The organism is Pelomonas aquatica (genome assembly GCF_026712205.1).
Lineage (GTDB): Bacteria > Pseudomonadota > Gammaproteobacteria > Burkholderiales > Burkholderiaceae_C > Pelomonas > Pelomonas aquatica.
In genome coordinates, this window is sequence record NZ_JAPPUW010000010.1 from 112,632 (window position 1) to 129,149 (window position 16,518).

At 73.3% G+C, this 16,518-nt stretch carries 12 protein-coding genes; 9 read left to right on the top strand and 3 right to left on the bottom strand.

The window, feature by feature from the left end:
- The first annotated feature begins 70 nt into the window (after nt 1-70).
- Genes NYP07_RS12670 through NYP07_RS12680 form a run of 3 tightly spaced genes read left to right on the top strand, consistent with a single transcriptional unit; the run spans nt 71 to nt 3,290 of the window.
- Nucleotides 71-541, top strand: a complete 471-nt coding sequence (locus NYP07_RS12670; RefSeq protein ID WP_268150956.1) for a CreA family protein — start codon at nt 71-73, stop codon at nt 539-541.
- Complete coding sequence (locus NYP07_RS12675; protein WP_268150957.1) at nt 538-1,698, top strand: GGDEF domain-containing protein; 1,161 nt, start codon at nt 538-540, stop codon at nt 1,696-1,698. Before NYP07_RS12670 ends, NYP07_RS12675 begins: the two co-directional genes overlap by 4 nt.
- Nucleotides 1,698-3,290 (top strand): acyl-CoA dehydrogenase family protein, encoded by a 1,593-nt coding sequence (locus NYP07_RS12680; protein ID WP_268150958.1) that lies wholly within the window; start codon nt 1,698-1,700, stop codon nt 3,288-3,290. The genes NYP07_RS12675 and NYP07_RS12680 overlap by 1 nt, the downstream gene beginning before the upstream one ends.
- A gap of 55 nt (nt 3,291-3,345) precedes the next feature.
- On the opposite strand, the gene NYP07_RS12685 is transcribed toward NYP07_RS12680, so the two are convergent.
- Nucleotides 3,346-3,993, bottom strand: a complete 648-nt coding sequence (locus NYP07_RS12685) for a response regulator (RefSeq protein ID WP_268150960.1) — start codon at nt 3,991-3,993, stop codon at nt 3,346-3,348.
- Between the two features lie 176 nt (nt 3,994-4,169).
- On the opposite strand from NYP07_RS12685, the gene NYP07_RS12690 reads away from it, so the two are divergent.
- Both NYP07_RS12690 and NYP07_RS12695 read left to right on the top strand, forming a co-directional pair.
- Nucleotides 4,170-4,574 carry a response regulator transcription factor gene (locus tag NYP07_RS12690; RefSeq protein WP_268150962.1) on the top strand — a complete coding sequence of 135 codons (405 nt, stop codon included), beginning with the start codon at nt 4,170-4,172 and terminating at the stop codon, nt 4,572-4,574.
- On the top strand, nt 4,546-6,006 hold the full coding sequence (locus NYP07_RS12695; protein ID WP_268150964.1) for a CHASE3 domain-containing protein: 1,461 nt from the start codon (nt 4,546-4,548) through the stop codon (nt 6,004-6,006). The genes NYP07_RS12690 and NYP07_RS12695 overlap by 29 nt, the downstream gene beginning before the upstream one ends.
- Here the strand turns inward: NYP07_RS12695 and NYP07_RS23950 are convergent, their stop codons facing one another.
- The gene (locus NYP07_RS23950) at nt 6,007-8,514 is read right to left on the bottom strand and encodes an EAL domain-containing protein (protein ID WP_276597249.1); all 2,508 of its coding nucleotides are present in this window, start codon (nt 8,512-8,514) and stop codon (nt 6,007-6,009) included. It lies immediately after the preceding gene.
- Nucleotides 8,515-8,888: 374 nt separating this feature from the next.
- Between NYP07_RS23950 and NYP07_RS12715 the strand changes: the two genes are divergently transcribed.
- The 3 genes from NYP07_RS12715 (at nt 8,889) to NYP07_RS12725 (ending at nt 12,910) form a co-directional block, all read left to right on the top strand.
- Complete coding sequence (locus NYP07_RS12715) at nt 8,889-9,350, top strand: hypothetical protein (protein WP_268150966.1); 462 nt, start codon at nt 8,889-8,891, stop codon at nt 9,348-9,350.
- Nucleotides 9,351-9,538: 188 nt separating this feature from the next.
- Nucleotides 9,539-11,311, top strand: a complete 1,773-nt coding sequence (locus NYP07_RS12720) for a DUF1800 domain-containing protein (RefSeq protein WP_268150968.1) — start codon at nt 9,539-9,541, stop codon at nt 11,309-11,311.
- Nucleotides 11,312-11,491: 180 nt separating this feature from the next.
- The gene (locus tag NYP07_RS12725) at nt 11,492-12,910 is read left to right on the top strand and encodes a DUF1501 domain-containing protein (RefSeq protein ID WP_268150970.1); all 1,419 of its coding nucleotides are present in this window, start codon (nt 11,492-11,494) and stop codon (nt 12,908-12,910) included.
- Here NYP07_RS12725 and NYP07_RS12730 read toward each other — a convergent pair.
- Complete coding sequence (locus tag NYP07_RS12730; protein WP_268150972.1) at nt 12,907-14,325, bottom strand: M28 family metallopeptidase; 1,419 nt, start codon at nt 14,323-14,325, stop codon at nt 12,907-12,909. The two genes, NYP07_RS12725 and NYP07_RS12730, sit on opposite strands and share 4 nt — an antisense overlap.
- A 69-nt stretch (nt 14,326-14,394) precedes the next feature.
- On the opposite strand from NYP07_RS12730, the gene fusA reads away from it, so the two are divergent.
- On the top strand, nt 14,395-16,476 hold the full coding sequence (gene fusA / locus NYP07_RS12735) for an elongation factor G (RefSeq protein ID WP_268150974.1): 2,082 nt from the start codon (nt 14,395-14,397) through the stop codon (nt 16,474-16,476).
- Nucleotides 16,477-16,518 lie beyond the last annotated feature (42 nt).

Consider the following 16,518-nt stretch of genomic DNA (forward strand, 5'->3'; position numbering starts at 1 on the left):
TCCTGGCAATGCGGGGAGCCATTGTCTGCCAGAGCCCTGCGCGGCGCGGATTTCGCCCTAGACTGGCCCGATGAAGCCAGCCGCCCTCATCCTCCTGCTGCTCGCCGCCGCGGCACCGGCCCGGGCCGAGCCCATCGGTGCCGTCGACACCGCCTTCAAGCTCATCGGCCCCGACCACAGGATCGTCGTCGACGCCTACGACGACCCCAAGGTGCAGGGCGTGGCCTGCTATGTGTCGCGCGCCAAGACCGGCGGCATCAAGGGTGCGCTGGGCATCGCCGAGGACAAGTCCGAGGCCTCCATCGCCTGCCGCCAGGTCGGGCCCGTCCAGATCGGCCAGCCCCTGCCCCGCCAGGAGGAGGTGTTCAGCGAGCGCATCTCCCTCGTCTTCAAGCGGCTGCGCATCGTGCGGCTGGTGGACCCGGCGCGCAACACCCTGGTCTACCTGACCTACTCCGACCGCCTCATCGACGGCTCGCCGCAGAACAGCGTGACGGCCGTGCCGGTGCCGCGCGAGACGCCCATCCCGGTGCGCAAATGACCTTCACCGACGCGCTGTTCACGCTGATGCCGATGCAGGCATTGGCCGCGGCGCTGGTGCTGATCACGCTGATCGGCTGGCGCGACGCCAATGCCGGCGGGCGCTGGGCCCAGTGCGGCCTCGCCGTGCTGACGCTGGGCCTGGCGCTGCTGAGCCCGATCTTCGGCGGCCGCCTGGCGCCGCCGCATGGCGTGCAGACGCTGGGCCTGGCCGCGATCAGCGCCGGCCTGTCGGCGCTGTGGTGGGCGCTGGCGCAGTGGTTCTCGCCCCAGCCCGGCCGCCGCCTGATGACGGCCGCGCCCGCCGTGCTGGCCGCCGCGCACGCGCTGCTGTGGCGCGACCGCGCCGCCGCCCAGGCGCTGGCCGATCTCGTCATCGCCGCCCAGCTCGCCTGGCTGGGCGTGTTGCTGGAGCGGCCCGGCCGCAACAGCGTGCTGCAGGGCCTGAACAGCCGGCGCTGGCGGCTGCTCGGCCTGATCGCGGTGCTGCCGCTGCTGGCGGCCATCGCCTGGCGCGCCGCCGTCACCGGCCTGGCCCTGGGCAGCCTGGCCTGGCCCGATCTGCTGCTCGGCCTGGCCGGCCAGCTCGCGCTGCTGTTGCTGCTGCCGATGCTGCTGCTGGCCTGGCGCAGCCAGACCGAGGCCGAACTCGCGCGGCTGGCCCAGACCGACGGGCTGACCGGCCTCATCGACAACGCCGCGTTCACGCAGCGCTCGGTGGACCTGATCTCGATGGCACGCCGCTACGACGAGCCGCTGGCGCTGATGGTCTTCGAGCTGGACAACTTCCCGGCCCTGCTCGCCGAGCGCGGCCCCGACGTGGCCGACCGTGCGCTGGCGCTGTTCGCGAGCTGCGTGCAGGCCCAGATGCGCCTGGGCGACCTGGCCGGGCGACTGGCCGGCGAGCAGTTCGGCGTGCTGATGGCACGCTGCCTGCCCGAAGGCCCGATCGCGCTGGACGCGCGGCTGCGCGCCGCGCTGGCCGGGCGCGCGCCGGCCGAGCTGGGCCAGCCCCTGAGCTTCAGCGCCGGCTGGGGCCGGCTGCGCCCCGGCGACCGCGGCCTGCCCGACCTGCAGCGCCGCGCCGAGACGGCGCTCTACGAGGCCCGGCGCGCCGGCCAGGGCCGGCTGATGGCCGAACCCGGAGTCACGGATTGATGACCGCTTCCGACAACCTCGTCGACGAATGGGTGGGCCGCAACCTGCTGGCTACCGACCCCGCCCTGCTGGCCGCGCTGCGCGCCCAGGCGCCCCAGGCCGTCGAGCCGCTGACGCGCTACGGCGCCGAGCTCGGCAGCGACGAGACCGCCCAGCTCGCCCGCGACGCCAACCGCCACGGCCCCGTGCTGCGCCAGCTCGACGCGCGCGGCCGGCGCATCGACGCGGTGGACTTCCACCCGAGCTGGCATGCGCTGCTCGCGCTGTACCGGCGCCAGGGCCTGGTCGGCGACGTGTACGCCACCGACACGCCGGGCCGCTGGGCCGCCTTTGCGGCCGGCTGCTATCTGCACGGCCAGGTCGAGGCCGGCTCGCTGTGCCCGGCGACGATGACGCAGGCCGCCATTCCGGTGCTGCAGAAGCAGCCCGAGCTGTTCGCGCCGCTGCGCGAGCGCTTCTTCAGCCGCGAGCACGACCCGCGCGACCTGCCGCTGGCCGACAAGGCCTCAATCTGGGTCGGCATGGGCATGACCGAGAAGCAGGGCGGCTCCGACCTGCGCCGCGTGCAGACGACCGCCGTCGAGCAGGCCGACGGCAGCTATGCCATCAGCGGCCACAAATGGTTCTTCTCGGCCCCCGGCAGCGACGCCCACCTCGTGCTCGCCCGCACCGACGCCGGCCCGACCTGCTTCTGGCTGCCGCGCCACACGCCCGACGGCGCGCGCAACGCGGTGCAGGTCATGCGCCTCAAGGACAAGCTCGGCAACCGCAGCAACGCCAGCGGCGAGGTCGAGTTCCACGGCGCCTGGGCGCAGCGCCTGGGCGACGAGGGCCGCGGCATCCCGACGCTGATCGAGATGGCCGGCTACACGCGGCTGAACTGCGTCATCGGCAGCGCCGCGCTGCTGCGCGCCGGCTTCGTGCAGGCCCTGCACAACGCGCGCGAGCGCAGCGCCTTCGGCCGGCTGCTGGCCGAGCAGCCGCTGATGCAGACCGTGCTGGCCGACCTCGCGCTGGAGAGCGAGGCCGCGATGCGGCTGATGCTGCGCCTGGCGCGTGGCTTCGAGCACGCCGAGCCCGGCTGGCAGCGGCTGATGACGCCGGCCGCCAAGCTCTGGGTCTGCAAGCGCGCCATCGAATGCAGCGGCGAGGCCATGGAACTGCTGGGCGGCAACGGCTATGTCGAGGACGGCGTGCTGGCGCGGCTCTACCGCGAGGCGCCGGTCAACTCGATCTGGGAAGGCTCGGGCAATGTGATGGCGCTGGACGTACTGCGCGCCGTGGCCCGCGAACCGGACGTGGCGCTGGCCCTGCTCGACGGCTTCGCCGCCAGCCCCGACGCGCCGGTCAAGGCCGAGGCCCGGGCGCTGCGCCAGCTGCTGACGGGCGCCCCCGCCGCGCTGGAGCCCCAGGCCCGCCGCGTCGCCCAGGGCCTGGTGCTGTGCGCGCAGGCGCTGCTGATGCGCGAGCAGTCGTCGACGGCCGCGGCCGATGCCTTCGTCGCGACGCGCTTCGGCGGCGATGGCCGGCTGCTGGGCACGACGGCCGTGCCGCAGGCGGCGCAGATCCTGGACGCGGCCCTGTCGGCCTGATCCGACAGCCCGGAGGCGCTCCGCCGGATTGACCGCCGACAAGCTGTTCGGGGCTCTACTGGATCAGCCCGTTCTTCAGCGCGTAATAGGTCAGGTCGCTGTTGGTCTGCAGCCTGAGCTTCTCGAGCACGCGCGTGCGGTAGGTGCTGACCGTCTTCACGCTGAGGAACAGCGCCTCGGCGATATGGCCCACCGTCTCGCCCTGGGCCAGGCGCAGGAAGACCTGGAACTCGCGTTCCGACAGCGCCTCGTGCAGCGGCTTGTCGGGCGGCGTGCCGGGGCTGCCGCCGACGACGCTGTCGGCCAGCTGCTCGGCCACGGCCGGGCTGATGTAGCGCCGCCCGCGCGCCACGAGGCGGATCGCGTTGGCGATCTCCTCCGGGTCGCATTCCTTGTTCAGATAGCCGCTGGCGCCCTGGCGCAGCAGCGTCGTCGCGTAGTGCGCCTCGGGGAAGCCGCTCAGGATCAGCACCGGCAGCTCGGGGAAGCGCGCCTTGATGGCGGCCAGCGCGTCCACGCCGCTCTGGTCGGGCATGGAGATGTCGAGCAGCAGCACGTCCACCTCGCCGCCGCGGGCCATCTCGAGAGCGTCCTTGCCGCTGGCACCCTCGCCGGTGACGCGCAGGTCGACGTGGTCGGACAGGAACTGGCGCAGCCCGGTACGGACGATGGCGTGGTCGTCGACGATGCCGATGCGGATCATGGCGGGAATGGTTGACAGGGGACGCCAGCGTAGCAGCGCGGCGCCGCCGCGACAGCCGCAACCGCGCCTAGGACAAGTCCTACAGCGCGATGCGCCGCCCACGCCGCCGGCCCGCTGCCGAAGCGGTTCATACTTGCAACCCACCCCATCCCCTCCTCCGCTGCCTTGCGTCGGCCATGCCAGCACTCAAAGCCTTCATCGTCGAAGACAGCCCGGTGATCCTGGAGAACCTGGTGGCCACGCTCGAAGAGCTGGCCCAGGTCGAGGTCGTCGGCTCGGTGCCCGACGAGGCCGGCGCGGTGCGCTGGATGAGCCGCGACCCCGATGCCAGCGCCGACCTCTTCATCGTCGACGTCTTCCTGCGCTCGGGCACGGGTCTGGGCGTGCTGCAGGCGGCCCAGCGGCTGGGCGTGCGCGCGCGCCGCGTCGTGCTGACGAACTACGCCACCGAGGAGATGCGCCGCCGCTGCGCCAGCCTCGGGGCCGAACGCGTGTTCGACAAGAGCCACGAGCTCGATGACCTGATCAGCTATTGCGCCGAGCTGGCGGAGCATGACGCGCCCCGCCCGGCCGCAGCCTGAAGCCGTCACCGTGCTGCGCCGCGTGCTCCCCTGGCTGGAGGGCGCGCGCCGCCATCGCGGCCTGGCGCTGGGCCTGGCCACGCTGGCGGCGGCGGCCGTCATGGGCGTCAGCGAGGCGGCCTTCCGGGGCGCCGACGCGGCGCTGACCCAGGCCCAGGCCCGCCACCTGGCGCGCAACGACGGCCTGCACCTGCGCGAGCTGCTGACCGACGCCGAGACCGCCCAGCGCGGCTTCCTGCTGACCGGGCGCGACAACTACCTCGCGCCGCTGCAGCTCGCCACCCGCGAGCTGCCGGCCGCGCTGGCACGGCTGCGCGGCCAGTACGCCAGCTCCGAGTGGGAGGCCCTGGTGGCCGAGGCGGCCCAGCGCGCCAACGAGAAACTCTCCGAGCTGCAGCTCGTCGTCAAGCTCTACCGCGAGGGCTCGACGGATGCCTGGCAGGGGCTGATGCAGTCCGACATCGGCCGCGAAAAGATGCAGGCCGTCAGCGATGCCGTCGAGCAGCTCGACCGCAACGAACTCGTGCAGATCGCGCGCGACCGCGACGCGGTGTTGCGCTCGCTGACCTACGGCCGCATCGGCGTGCACGGCCTGACGCTGCTCAGCCTGTTCGGCCTGGCCGTCTTCCTGCGCCGCAACGAGGCCCTGCACGCGGCGCGGCGCGAGCACGCGCAGGAGCTGGCCCGCGAACGCGACCGGCTGGACGGCGAGGTCGTGCGCCGCACCGCCGAGCTGACCGAGCTGGCCCGCCACCTGCAGACCGTGCGCGAGGACGAGCGCGCCCACCTGGCGCGCGAGCTGCACGACGAGCTCGGCGCGCTGCTGACGGCGGCCAAGCTCGACGTCGCCCGCATCCGCCGCATGACGCGCACCGCCGCGCCCGAGATCGACGAGCGCCTCGTGCACATGAGCGAGCTGCTCGACCAGGGCATCGCGCTGAAGCGCCGCATCATCGAGGACCTGCGCCCCTCGGCCCTGTCCAACCTCGGCCTGATCCCGGCGCTGGAGATCCTGACCCAGGAGTTCGCGCAGCGCTCGGGCCTGCAGCTCAGCCTGGAGCTCGTCAACACCGCCACCGACGACGCCGACCGCCTGGCGCTGTACCGCCTCGTGCAGGAGGCGCTGACCAATGTGCTGCGCCACGCCAGGGCCAGCCAGGTGCGCGTGGTCCTCGACGAGGCCGAGGGCTGGCTGCAGCTCAGCATCCGCGACGACGGCCAGGGCTTCAACCCCGAGTCCGTCGGCGCCGGCCACCACGGCTTGCTGGGCATGCGCTACCGCATCGAGAGCCTGGGCGGCACGCTGCAGCTGCTGTCCGCGCCGGGCGGCGGCACGCTGGTGCTGGCGCGCCTGCCGCGCCGGCCCGAGCCCGAGCCGCAGGACGAGCCAGCCGCCAGCGCGCCCGGCGAGCTGTCCGGCCCGGCGGGCTAACTAGGCCACGGCCGCCAGCCCCAGCAGCTCGGCCACCGGCTGCGGGCGGTGCAACAGGAAGCCCTGTACCTGCTCCACGCCCAGGCGCACCAGCTCCAGCAGCACCTCGGGCGTCTCGACGCATTCGGCCACCGTCGTCAGGCCGAGCGTGCGCGCCACGTCGACGAAGCCGCGCACGGCGGCCTGGTCCAGCGGGTCGGTCATCAGTGCGCGCACGAACTGGCCGTCGATCTTCAGCAGGTCCACCGGCAGCGCCTTCAGGTGGCCGTAGGACGCGGCGCCGGCGCCGAAGTCGTCCAGCGCGACGCGCGCGCCCAGGGCCCGCATCTGCCCGATGAAGCGGGCCGCCTCGCCGAGCTGGGTGATGGCGGCCGTCTCGGTGATCTCCAGGCACAGGGCCGCCGCGCGCTGCGCGCCGAGTTCGAGCAGCAGCGTGCGCGCCTCCTGGTGGAAGGCGGCGTCCTGCAGCGTCAGCGCCGACACGTTGACCGACAGGCTGGCGATCTGCGGCTCGCCGCCGCGGCGCAGCAGCGCGACGGCCTGGCGCAGCACCCAGCGGTCCAGCCGCGGCGCGAGGTGGAAGCGCTCGGCCGCCGGCATGAAGGCGCCCGGCAGCACGCGGCTGCCGTCGCGCTCGCGCAGGCGCAGCAGCAGCTCGCCGCGCAGCCGGCCGTCGTCCGGGCCCTGGGCCGGCAGCACGCGCTGCAGGTCGAGCTCGAAGCGCTCCTCGTCCAGCGCCTGCTGCAGCCGCGTGACCCAGCGGTGCTCGCTCTGATGGGCGCGCAGCGCGGCGTCGTCGCGCGCCCAGACCTGCACGCGGTTGCGGCCCTGCTCCTTGGCCGTCATGCAGCAGGCATCGGCCTCGCGCAGCGCCGCATCGGCGTCGGGCCAGCGCCCGTCCAGCGGCGCCACGCCGATGCTCACGCCGATGCGAAAGCGCTGCTCGCCATGCACGTAGCGGTACTGGTCCATCGCGTCGCAGAGCTTCTGCGCGACGCGCCGGGCCTCGTCCAGCGTGCAGTTCTCGAGGATGGCCGCGAACTCGTCGCCGCCCAGCCGCGCCACGGTGTCGCGGCCCCGCACGCCGGCCTCCAGCCGCTGGGCGATCTCGCGCAGCACCTCGTCGCCGGCGGCATGGCCGCAGTGGTCGTTGACGAGCTTGAAGCGGTCCAGGTCGAGGGCCAGCAGCACGTGCTGGCGGCCTTCGCGCCGGGCGCGCTCGAAGCTGCGCGCCAGGCGCTGCTCGAACTCCGCCCGGTTGACGAGGCCGGTCAGGCTGTCGTGGCTGGCCCGCCAGCGGATCTCGTCGAACTGGCGACGCTGCTGGGTCACGTCGCGGAACACCAGCACCGCGCCGAGCACGCGGCCCGCCGCGTCGCGGATGGGGGCGACCGAGTCGTCCACCGCGCGCAGCCCGCCGTCGCGGCCTAGCAGCACGGCGCCGGCCGGCAGCCGCGTGGGCCGGCCCGTCATCAGGCAGCGCTGCACCGGGTCGGGCAGGGGCCCGCCGCCGTCCTCGGACTGGGCCAGGAAGACGCGGCTGGCCGGCTGCCCGCAGGCCTCGGCGGCCGACCAGCCCGTCAGCCGCTGGGCCACCGGGTTGAGCCAGGTCACGCGGCCGGCGGCATCGGTGGTCAGCACCGCGTCGGCGATGGACTGCAGCGTCACCGCCAGCAGCTCGTGCTGCTCCTCCAGCTGCTGCCGCAGGCGGCGCGCCTCGCTGACGTCCCAGCAGACGCCCGACAGCCGCAGCGGCCGGCCGGCGGCGTCGCGCAGCACGCGGCCCGAGGCGCGCAGCACGCGCAGGCTGCCGTCGGGCCAGCGGACGCGCCACTCGCCCTCCAGCGGCGCGCCGCCCGGTCGCAGCGCGGCGACCACGGCGCGCGTGGCGGCGCGGCGGTCCTGCGGATGCAGGCGGCCGCGCCAGCGCCGCAGGCCCATCGGCTGGCCGCGCGGCACCTCGCCGTGCAGCTGCCACATCGCGTCGTCCCAGGCCAGTTCGCCGCGGCGGGCCTCCTGCAGGTCCAGGCCCCAGACGCCGACACCGCCGGCATGCGTGGCCAGGTCAAGGCGCTCCAGCGTGCGCTCCAGCTCGGCACGCACGCCAGCCGGCTCGGTCACGTCCAGCATGACGACGCCGACGCGGCGCCCGGCGCCGTCGTCGTCCAGGCCGCCGACGACGCGCATCACGCGCCGGCCGCGCGCGCCGGCATCGCAGGGCAGCTCCACGTCCCAGCCCTGGCCGTCGGCCTCGGCGCGCTGCAGTGCCGCGCCCAGCATGGCCGCGCCGTCGGGGCCAAAGCGCTGCAGCAGGGCCGCCAGCGCCGGCACCCGGCCGGGCGGCAGGCCGAGCAGCTCGCAGGCGGAGTCCGACAGCGTCAGCTGCCCGGTCTCGGCCTCCCATTCCCAGGCGCCGACGCCGGCCAGGCGGCTGCAGCGTTCCAGAAAGCGCGCGTTCTGCGCCAGGGCCTGCTGCGCCGCCGCGCCCGCCTGCAGAGGTTCGCTCATCGGATCTTGCTCCCATGCCAAGAAGGGCGACGCCGAATAGGTTCCCGCGATGCAGCGCACCCTGGTTTGAGATGGGCTGCAAGGCGCAAACCGCAGCCGTAGCGCGGGCTACGGCGAGGATTTGCAACGCAGCAGACCGCCCAAAGCAGGGATGCGCTGCGCGCGTGGGACCTGTTCGGCGTTGCCTTGTGAGCTTGGGGCCGGCCCCGCCCGCCCGGCGTCGGCCCGGCGGGCGCCACGCTGTAGGACAAGGCCGCGTTCGGCCGCGCCCGCCGCCTGTCCTACAAGCGCCCCGGCCTCAGGCTGACAACCGCGGCGCGCGCTTTCGCGTTCACTGCAGGCCACGGCAACGCCGAGATCCCAAGGAGAAACTGATGACCACCCACCGCCACTCCCCCATCCGCTGGCTCGCGCCGGCCCTGGTCGCGCTGGCCGGGCTGTCCGCCCTGCCCGCGGCGCGCGCGGCCGACGTGGCCGTCTCCATCGGCTTCAGCCAGCCGGGCGTCTACGGCCGCGTCGACATCGGCCGCTATCCGCAGCCGGTGCTGGTGGCGCCGCAGCCGGTCTACGTCGGCCCGCCGGTCTATGCCGAGCCCGTCTACCTGTGGGTGCCGCCGGAGCAGCGCCGCGACTGGCGCCGCTACTGCTACCGCTACGGCGCCTGCGGCGCGCCGGTCTATTTCGTGCAGGACGGCTGGTACCAGCAGAACGTCGTCGTGCGCTACGAACGGGAGCGCCAGCATGGCTGGCGCGGCCGCGACCGCGACGACTGGCAGGACGACGATCACGACCATGACCACGACCGGGGTCGCGGCCATGGCCATCACGACGACTGAAGCGGCGCCAGGCCGGGCGGTCGGGCCAGCCCTGCCGACCCGCGGACCGTGGCAAATGCCACACCCGGCCGCGGTTCAAGCGGCGAGTTGTTGCCACAGGTAAGCAACGGCACCGCCAGGCAACCTCGCGTTACCACCGGCGCAGGCTCCGGCGGCCAAGATGCATGGTCCTCACCCCGGAGCCGACGATGCCGCAGCGCCAGCCCGCCCCCCGTCCCGCGCGCCGGGCCGCCACCGCCGCACTGGCCCTGTCGGCCGCGACACTGGTCCTGTCGACCGCGATGCTGTCCGGCTGCGGCGGCGGGTCGGGCGGCAACCCCGGCGCCCCGCCGACGGCGCCCGGCACTGCCGGCGCGCCGCCGATGAGCCAGCGCGACGCGGTGCGCCTGGCCTCGCAGGCCAGCTTCGGCGCGACCGAGGGCCTGGTCGCGCAGATGCGCACGCAGAGCGCCTCAACCTGGGTGCAGGCCCAGTTGGCGCTGCCGCAGGGCTCGCACTACAGCTCGGGCGGCGGCAGCGCCATCCACGCCGACGTCAACGACACGGCCTTCTGCGACCGTGCCGCCAACAAGGGCGACAACTGCTGGCGCGACTGGTTCTCCAGCCAGCCGCTGCTGTGGGACTTTTACCGCAACGCCGTCGGCCAGCCCGACCAGCTGCGCCAGCGCATGGCCTTCGCGCTGCAGCAGATCCTCGTCGTCAGCAACCTGGCGGTGGAAGGCACCTACGGCCTGCGCCGCTACCAGAACGCGCTGCTGGACAACGCGCTGGGCAACTACCGCGACGTGCTGCGCGCGGTGGCGCTGAGCCCGGTCATGGGCGACTACCTGAACGGCGTCAACAACGACAAGGCCGCCCCCAACGAGAACTTCCCGCGCGAGCTGCTGCAGCTCTTCTCGCTCGGCACCTGCCTGCTGGAGATGGACGGCAGCCTGAAGGGCGGACGCTGCCAGCCCACCTACGGCAACACCGATGTGCGCGCCTATGCCTATGCGCTGACCGGCTGGACCTACCCGGCCGGCGGCAAGGCCGCCTGGGACTGCTCGCCGCAGGGGGCCAACTGCCAGTTCTACGACGGCGACATGGTGCCGCTGCCGGCCCTGCACGACACGACCGAACGCGCGCTGCTGGCCGGCGGCAAGGCGCCCGCCGGCAGCACGCCGTCCCAGGCGCTGGACGCCGTGCTGGACAGCCTGATGGCCCATCCCAACATGCCGCCCTTCATCGGCCGCCAGCTGATCCAGGCCCTGGTGCGCTCCAACCCGTCGAGCGGCTATGTGGGCCGCGTCGCCGCCGCCTTCCAGGGCGGCCGGTTCAGCAAGGACGGCATCAGCTTCGGCAGCGGCCGCGTGGGCGACCTGGGCGCCACGGTGGCCGCCGTGCTGCTGGACGCCGAGGCCCGCGGCGACGCCCCGCCCGGCAGCGCTGGCGGGCGGCTGCGCGACCCCGTGCTGATGATGACGGGCGTGCTGCGCGCGCTGAACGGCCGCACCGACGGCGACGCGCTGGGCTGGTGGTGGGGCGAGGCGCTGCGCCAGCATGTCTTCCGCTCGCCCTCGGTCTTCAACTTCTACCCGCCCGACTACCCGGTGCCCGGCACCCGGCTGAGCGGCGGCGCCTTCGGCATCCACAACGCCAACACGGCGCTGGAGCGGCTGAACTACCTGGCCTATCTGCTCGACTGGGGCGGCTCGGCGCCGTCCGCCGGCGTGCCGAACGCGACCGGCACCGCCGTCACGCTGGACGCCTTCGACGCCGATGCCGCCGACGCGGGCAAGCTGGTCGATCGCCTGTCGCTGCTGGCCCACGGCGAGGTGCTGCCAGACCCCGCGCGCGCCAAGATCGTCGACGCGGTCTCCTGGTGGACGGACCAGACCGACGCCAAGACCTGGCAGCGCAACCGCGTGAAGACGGCGGCCTATCTCGTGTTCGCCGCATCTCAGTACCAGATCGTCCGCTAATGACCGTGAGCCCCTCGCCCACCCTTGCGCTGCTGAACGCAGGCAAGCCTGGTCGGTCCCCCGCGGGGACGGCGATGCTTGCCGGATCGACCGGCAAGTACATCGCCCACCGGGCCGGCTTGGGGCGGCCCGGTGCTCGGCCCGCAGGTTCACCGCGCGCAACCGCGTGAAAGGTTTTCGATGTCTCACCACCCACATCAACATTCGGCCTCGCGCCGCCGCCTGCTCGCCGGCGCCCTGGGCCTCGGCGGCCTGGCGGCCCTCGCGCCGCTGCGCCTGGCCCGTGCGGCCGACTTCAAGGCCCTGGTCTGCGTCTTCCTGTACGGCGGCAACGACGGAATGAACACCGTCGTGCCGATGGACGCCGGCCGCTATGCCGACTACGCCAAGGTGCGCGCCGGCCTGGCCCTGCCCCAGGCCAGCCTGGGCCGCCTGGGCACGAGCGACTTCGGCCTGCACCCGGCGCTGGCCGCGCTGAACCCGCTGTTCGCCGCCGGCAAGCTGGCCGTGCAATTCAACGTCGGCCCGCTCTACGCGCCGCTGACCAAGGCCCAGTACCACGCCGACGCCGGCCAGACCGCGCTGACGCCGCCCAGCCTGTTCTCGCACAGCGACCAGCAGGTGCTGTGGGAGTCCGCCAGCACCGACGCGCAGAGCCGCACCGGCTGGGGCGGCCGCAGCGCGGTGGCGCTGGGCCTGGCCAGCCCGGTCGTCAGCGTCGGCGGCAACGGCCACTTCGGCCTGTCGGAGCTGGTCGCGCCGCTGGTGCTGCCCGGCCCGGGCGAGGGCTTCGGCGCCGCCGGCCTGGGCGCCGCCGACATCGGCTGGAAGCCCAACGCCCTCAAGCTCGACGCCGTGAAGGCCCTGGCCGCGCAGGCGGCCGACACCGACCTCGCCGGCGCCTTCCAGAAACAGCAGCAGGCCGCGATGGCCCTGGCCGACCAGCTCGGCCCGCTGATCCAGCGCAGGCCCGGCGACGCCGGCAGCAACGCCGCCATCGACACCGCCTTCGCGCCGCTGATCGCCAACGGCAACGTGACGACCGGCCTGGGCCAGCAGCTCTACCAGACCGCCAAGCTGCTCGACGTGCGCGCCACGCTGGGCGGCACGCGGCAGATCTACTTCGCCCAGCTCGGCGGCTTCGACACCCACGGCGGCCAGGCCGGTGCCAACGTGCTGGCGGGCACGCATGCCGCACTGCTCAAGCAGCTGGGCGACGCGCTGGCCTGCTTCCAGGCCGCGCTGACGGCCCTGGGCCTGGCCGACTCGGTCACGACCTTCACGCAGAGCGACTTCGGCCGCACCTTCCTGCCCAACAACAGCGGCGGCACCGACCACGCCTGGGGCAACCACCACCTCGTCTTCGGCGGCGCGGTCAAGGGCGGCCTCTACGGCGCCTACCCGACGCTGGCCCTGGGCGGGCCGGACGATGTCGGCGTCGACAGCTGGGAGCAGCAGGGCCGCTGGATCCCGACCAGCTCGGTGGACCAGTACGCGGCGACGCTGCTGGGCTGGATGGGCGCGAGCGACAGCCAGCTCAACAGCGTGCTGCCCAATCTGCCCAACTTCGGCAGCGCCAGGAACCTAGGTTTCGTCTAGCGTTTCGGCAGCGGGAAGCTCGCCAGGCTGGCGAACCCCTTACGCGACACGGCCTGCACGCCGAAGACGACGTTGTCCTTGCTGACCGGCAGCGTCACGCGCGTCGCCAGGCCGACGTCGCTGGACTGCTGCCAGGTGGCCGAATCGGTGTCGCGCCAGACGATGCGGTAGCCGGTCACCTCGGGGTCGGCGCTGGCGGTCCACTCCAGCGTCGAGTCGTTGCTCAGGCCGCCGGCGTCCAGCCTCACGCCCTTCGGCGGCGCCGGCGCCCAGGCCAGCGTGGCCAGGCCGGCGAGGTTGGCGCGCGCCACGTCGGCCACGTAGCCGAAGTCGACGAACTCGGGCAGGTCGCCGTAGACGACGCCGTTCTCGGTCCTGGGGTTCTGGTGCTGGTGGGCGAAGTTCTCGAAGGGCTCGCTGAAGCGCACCGCCGCATAGCCGCGCTCGAGGAAGGGGATGTGGTCGCCGCCGCGCAGATAGCGGTCGCGGCGCTGGATCAGCTGCACGGTGAAGCCGGGCATGACCGCTTCGGCGGCGGCCTTCAGGTGGCGGCCGAGCTGCTGGGTGGGCAGGTCCTCGGCGCCGCCGGCCTGCAGCAGCGGCAGCAGCTCGGCCTGCATCGCGGCCACGGCCTTCTGGTCGGCCGGGCTGGCGGGGCGGTTGGCATTGGCGGCCGTCAGCAGGCGCACCAGCGGGTCCAGGCCGTCGGCGAACAGACGCAGCCGCTTGGCGTCGTACTGCCCGGCATCGCCGCGCGGGCTGCCGACGATGTCGTTGGTGATCATGGCCTCGACGTTGAGCCCTTCGGCCCGCGCGTCGCGCGCCCACTGCGCGGCGCCCAGCAGCCCCTGCTCCTCGCCCGGCACGGTCATGAAGACCAGCGTGGCGTCGAACTGGTGCCTGGCCATCACGCAGGCCAGCTCCATGACGGCGGCCGTGCCGGAGGCATCGTCGTTGGCGCCGGGGGATTCGCCGAGCGCGTCCATCACGTCGCTGTTGCGCGAGTCGTAGTGGCCGCTGACGACCAGCAGGCGGCCCTTGCCCGCGCCGCGGCCGGGCAGCGTCGCGACGATGTTCATGAGTTCCGTGGGCTGGCCGACGCGCTGGCCGGCCGGCTCGACGAAGCTCTGCTCCTCGACCTTCAGCCGCCCGCCGGACGCCTTGGCGCAGGCCGTCATCTCGCTGGTGATCCAGCGCCGCGCGGCGCCGATGCCACGGGTGTCGGAGCCGATGTCCGACAGCGTGTGCCGCGTGCCGAAGCCGACGAGCTTGCGGACGCGGGCCTCGATGCGCTCGGCACTGACCTCGGCCAGCATGGCCTTGAGCTCGTCCGCAGGCGCGGCCTGGGGCAGGGGCTGGGCCTGGGCGGACACCGCCAGCAGGGCCAGGACGAGGGCGCTGAGTCGTGCTTGCATGCGGATGATTCTGCCCTTGCCGGCACCGCCGGCTTCTTCTACGCTGGCCGGGCCGCCGAGGAGGTTCCGATGAGCGATACAGGCCCTGATCCTAGAGTGAGCGCCATCCGCACGGTCGCGCTGGTCGGGCCGGCCGCGGCCGGCAAGACCCTGCTGCTGGACGCGCTGCTGGCCCATGCCGGCGCGATCGCGCAGGCCGGCAGCATCGAGCGCGGCAGCACGGTGTCCGACCACGACCCGCTCGAAAAACGCCTGGGCCATTCGCTGCAGTCCAGCCTCGCCCACTTCACGCACGGCGGCATTCGCGTGCACGCCATCGACACGCCCGGCGCGCCCGATTTCGTCGGCCAGGCCCTGCCGGCGCTGGAGGCGGCGGACACGGCCATCGTCGTCATCAACGCGCAGAACGGCATCGAGCTGATGGCCCAGCGCATGCTGACCGCGGCCGGCGAGCGCGGCGTCACCCGCCTCGTCGTCGTCAACAAGATCGACTGCCCGGACATCGACCTGCCCGGGCTGCTCGGCCAGATCCGCGAGGTCTTCGGCAAGGAGTGCCTGCCATTGAACCTGCCGGCCGGCGGCGCAAAATGCGTCGTCGACTGCTTCTTCGCGGCCTCTTCTCCCCTCGGACCAGAGGCCGATTTTTCGTCCATCGCCGACGCGCACCGCGCGCTGGTGGAGCAGGTCGTCGAGGTCGACTCGGCCTTCGTCGACCGCTACCTGACCGACGGCGACGTTGACCCGCGCGAGCTGCACGCACCGCTGGAGCAGGCGCTGCGCGAGGGCCATCTGATCCCGGTCTGCTTCTGCTCGGCCAGGACGGGCGCCGGCATCGCCGAGCTGCTGGCCGTCATCGAGGCGCTGATGCCCAACCCGGCCGAGGGCAACCCGCCGCCCTTCCTGGAAGGCAAGGGCACCGAGCCGGCCCCCTACCCGGCCGCGCCCGACCCCGCGGCCCATGTGCTGGCCCATGTGTTCAAGATCGTCGCCGACCCCTATCTCGGCAAGATGGGCGTGCTGCGCGTGCACCAGGGCCGCGTCGCCAAGGGCGGGCTGCTGTTCGTCGGCCATGCGCGCAAGCCGATACGCGTCGGCCACCTCTTCATGCTGCAGGGCGCCAGGCATGTCGACATCGACGAAGCCCTGCCCGGCGACCTCTGCGCCGTCGCCAAGGTCGACGACATCGCCTTCGACGCGGTGCTGCACGACGCCCAGGAGGACGAGCACATCTTCCTTCAAGCCCTGGATTTCCCGACGCCGGTGCACGGCCTGGCCATCAGCCCGGCGCGGCGCGGCGACGAGCAGAAGCTCTGGGAGGTGCTGGCGCGGCTGGTGGACGAAGACCCCTGCCTGCGCATCGAGCAGGCCGGCCATGATGGGACGTACGGCCACCAGACCCTGGTCTACGGCCTGGGCGAGTTGCACCTGCGCCTGCTGCTGGAGCGGGTGCGCGAGCTCTACAAGGGCGAGGTCGTCACCGAGCCGCCGCGCATCGCCTACCGCGAGACCATCTCGGCACCGGCCGAGGGCCATTACCGCCACAAGAAGCAGAGCGGCGGCGCCGGCCAGTTCGGCGAGGTCTATCTGCGCATCGAACCGCTGGAGCGCGGCGCGGGCTTCGAGTTCGTCGACGCGGTCAAGGGCGGCACCATTCCCGGCCAGTTCATGCCGGCCGTCGAGAAGGGCGTGCGCTCGGCGCTGGCCAGCGGCGTCATCGCCGGCTACCCGCTGGTGGACCTGCGCGTCGTCGTCTACGACGGCAAGCACCACTCGGTGGACAGCAAGGAGATCGCCTTCGTCACGGCCGGCCGCCGGGCCATGATGGAAGCCGTGCGCGAGGCCCGGCCGCTGGTGCTGGAACCCATCGTGCAGGTCGAGATCACGGCGCCCGACCCCAGCATCGGCGACATCACCGGCGACCTGGCCTCGCGCCGCGGCCAGGTCAACGGCACCCGCGCCGCGGTGCCCGGCAGCCTCATCGTGCAGGGCCTGGCTCCGCTGGCCGAGCTGACGAGCTACCAGACGCGGCTGAACGCGATGACGGCCGGCCAAGGGCGCTACACGCTGCTGCTGTCGCACTACGAGGCCGTGCCGCCGAACACGCAGGCGACGCTGGTGGGGGCCTACAAGGCGGGCGACGAAGTGGAGTGAGCACCGCGCCCCGGGCATGAGGGCAACGCTCATTTATCATTG